Origin of the sequence: Acinetobacter sp. UBA2063 (genome assembly GCF_002333245.1) — a bacterium.
GTDB lineage: Bacteria > Pseudomonadota > Gammaproteobacteria > Pseudomonadales > Moraxellaceae > Acinetobacter > Acinetobacter parvus.
Genome location: NZ_DDAH01000050.1, coordinates 1 through 3144 on the forward strand (window position 1 = coordinate 1; position 3144 = coordinate 3144).

The 3144-nt window shown below is 41.4% G+C and carries 3 protein-coding genes; 1 reads left to right on the forward strand and 2 read right to left on the reverse strand.

From position 1 onward, the window contains the following. Window positions 1-38: 38 nt before the first annotated feature. Complete coding sequence (rnt, locus tag B4H32_RS02480) at window positions 39-704, reverse strand: ribonuclease T (protein ID WP_004681252.1); 666 nt, start codon at window positions 702-704, stop codon at window positions 39-41. Further along, complete coding sequence (pyrC, locus tag B4H32_RS02485; protein WP_010589244.1) at window positions 689-1723, reverse strand: dihydroorotase; 1035 nt, start codon at window positions 1721-1723, stop codon at window positions 689-691. The genes rnt and pyrC overlap by 16 nt, the downstream gene beginning before the upstream one ends. Window positions 1724-1885: 162 nt before the next feature. Here pyrC and B4H32_RS02490 point away from each other — a divergent pair. Continuing rightward, a partial coding sequence (locus B4H32_RS02490) for a diguanylate cyclase (protein ID WP_286799666.1) occupies window positions 1886-3144 on the forward strand: 1259 nt, incomplete at its 3' end.

Genomic DNA, 3144 nt, shown 5'->3' on the forward strand with positions numbered 1-3144 from the left:
GCCTCTAGACGATAGGGACTTCTTGAGGTGGGGGTATATTAGGGTTCTGTCACCAAAGTGTCAAGAAGATGGGGAGACAGTTTGTTCAAAATATAGCAAAACAGTTCAGCCGTCTTCTGGGTATCGTATAGGGCGGAATGTGCCTCCTTGCCATCAAACTCAATTCCCGCCTGAATACACGCCCGCGCCAACACAGTTTGGCCAAACATGACCGCACTGAGTGTTACGGTATCAAACACAGAGAAGCTATGAAAAGGATTCTGGTTCTTTGTTCCAGTACGGGCAATTGCCGCCTGCAAGAAACCTAAATCAAAATGGGCATTGTGTCCGACCAAAACCGCATGGGTACAATGCTGTGCCTTACGAACCTCGTTCAATGATTTGAAAATACGTTTCAATGCGCCACGTTCGTCTTCCGCCATCGCCACACGCATTGGATTAAATGGATCAATCCCAATAAAATCTAAAGAACGGCGGTCAAGGTTCGCTCCCTCAAAAGGATTGATATGGGCATGAAATGATGGTCCAGGAATAAATTGCCCTTGTTCATCATAGATAATTGGAATACATGCGATTTCCAGAAGTGCATCGGTTTGTGCATTAAAACCTGCTGTCTCCACATCAACAACAACAGGTAGGAATCCACGAAAACGCTGAGCAATTACAGGAGCTTTACTTTCTGCTTGTGTCACACTTTTCTCCATTGCAGTGTTTTTCCTGCATGAAGTGGAATAATTTTCTGACCATCAAGATAGTCAAATGATTCAGCTACGGTATTTTCTTCCTTGACCAGCGTGATGGTAGAGGTATTGCGTGGCAAACCATAGAAGTCAGCACCGAATATGCTAGCAAAACCCTCTAGCCGCTCTAATTTACCCACTTGGTCAAATGCCTGAGCATACAATTCAATCGCATTCGGTGCACTATAGCAACCTGCACAACCACAGGCATTTTCCTTGGCATGTTGTGCATGAGGTGCACTGTCTGTCCCTAGGAAGAATTTTGGATTACCGCTGGTTGCAACTTCCAGTAATGTGGTTTGATGAGTTTGACGCTTTAAAATCGGCAGGCAGTAAAAATGTGGCTTGACCCCACCAACCAACATATCATTACGGTTAAACAATAAATGTTGTGGAGTGATGGTCGCGGCAACATTGCGATCCTGCTCAAGCACAAAATTGGCTGCATCGCTGGTGGTGATGTGTTCCAATACCACCTTTAATTTTGGAAACTGTTTGAGTAGTGGTGAGAGTATTTCATCAAGGAAACGTTTTTCACGGTCAAAAATATCAACATGGTTGTGTGTTACTTCACCATGTAACAATAAAGGCACCTGATGTTCTTCAAGCTGTTCAATTACCGCATATACCTTGCGGATATCGCTAACCCCATTATCCGAATTTGTGGTGGCACCAGCAGGATAAAGCTTGATGGCATTCACAAATTCAGAGTCTTTAATTTTACGAACTTCGTCTGGAGGGGTATGATCAGTAAAATACAGCACCATACGTGGATCGAAATGGAGTCCCTCTGGCACATGGGCAAGAATACGATCGCGGTATGCCAAAGCTTCTTCTACAGTTTTGACTGGTGGAACAAGGTTCGGCATACAAATCGCGCGTGCAAATTGTTTTGCCAAATCAGGTACAGTGCGTTTTAGGGCTAAACCATCACGCAAATGTGCGTGCCAATCGTCTGGTTGTAAAAGTGTAAGAGTATTCAAGGCGTACTTCAAACTTAAAAATAATACAAATAATAATGCATATAGTGTGAAAATGGTAACTACAATTATGGATAAGTGGTTAACCAAAGCACATGACAAAATGCGATTTTGTGTTATTTTTATGCGGCATAAGAATAGTGCATTATAAAAAGAGTATTGAGGATGGATAACCAGTATGATCTTGATCAATTACGGAGGTCAAAAGAGGATCTAGAGCAGCTTGTTGCTCAGCATTTTAAATCAAATAACCGGCAGACCTTGCTCCCTAAAAAGTTGGAAGATGAGTTTTGGGCATTCAATATTGACCGAACACGTGTCAATGCCATTCAGTTTTTTGGTCAGTGTGTGATTACCTATACCATTTTTGTACTGTTGATCTTGCCCTCCAATTATTTTGTTCTTCGTGAAAGTCCACATTTTGTTCTCGATTTTATTTACAGCATTTTAAGTTTAATTGTTGTGGGGGCCGCACTGTTTTTATTCTGGGCTTTTTCCCGTTTTAGAAACCTAAGAGCTTTCTTTTATCCAGCCGCTTGTACGATTGTTTTTTTTACCATTGTACTGACTTCATCGCTGATGATCGGGGTCTCCAATGTGGTGTTGCAGAACCAGGCAATGGTGCTGGTTGCTTTCTTATACATGCTGGGCTTTATCCTGAGTGGTATCAAACCCTTGCATATGTTGTGGATCGGTTCTTTTGCGGCAATTGTTACCCTGTTTTTTCTTTATTTTTTAAATATTCCCTATGACCTTTTGATGATAGGTCGGAACTTTATTGGAAGCCTGCTCCTGGGTTTTTCCATCAGTGTAATGCTGAATTCTAAAGAGCAACGGATTTTTATAAAATCAAAAATATCTGAGATTGATGAGAAAATTCTACGCTTACAGGCCTCCGAACTGCTCCATCTAAGTCAGCATGATGAACTGACCAATGTGTCGAATCGTCGTACTTTTGAGGAAATGTTTACCCATTACTATAACCTGGCATGTAAGGAAAGCACGTCGTTATCTGTGCTGTTTATCGATATTGATTATTTTAAAAACTACAACGATTTTTATGGTCATCAGATGGGGGATCAGGTGATTTCTGAAGTCGCAAAAACCATAAAAAGTTCGATTCGCCATATGGATTTTATTGCACGTTATGGGGGAGAGGAATTTGTGGTGCTGTTGCCTGAAACTTCTGCTCAAGGTGCGTATGCGGTTGCAACCAATATTTACCGCGCCATTGACCGATTAATGATTGTACATGAGAAATCACTGGTCTCTAATTATGTCACCATTAGTTTGGGCATTACCGTTTTTAATGGTAATCCTAAAATCAGTCAGGATGTTCTGATTCAAACTGCGGATAAAGCATTATATCGAGCAAAGAAATTAGGGCGAAATCAAATTTACTATCAACCATTGCCTATTGTTGA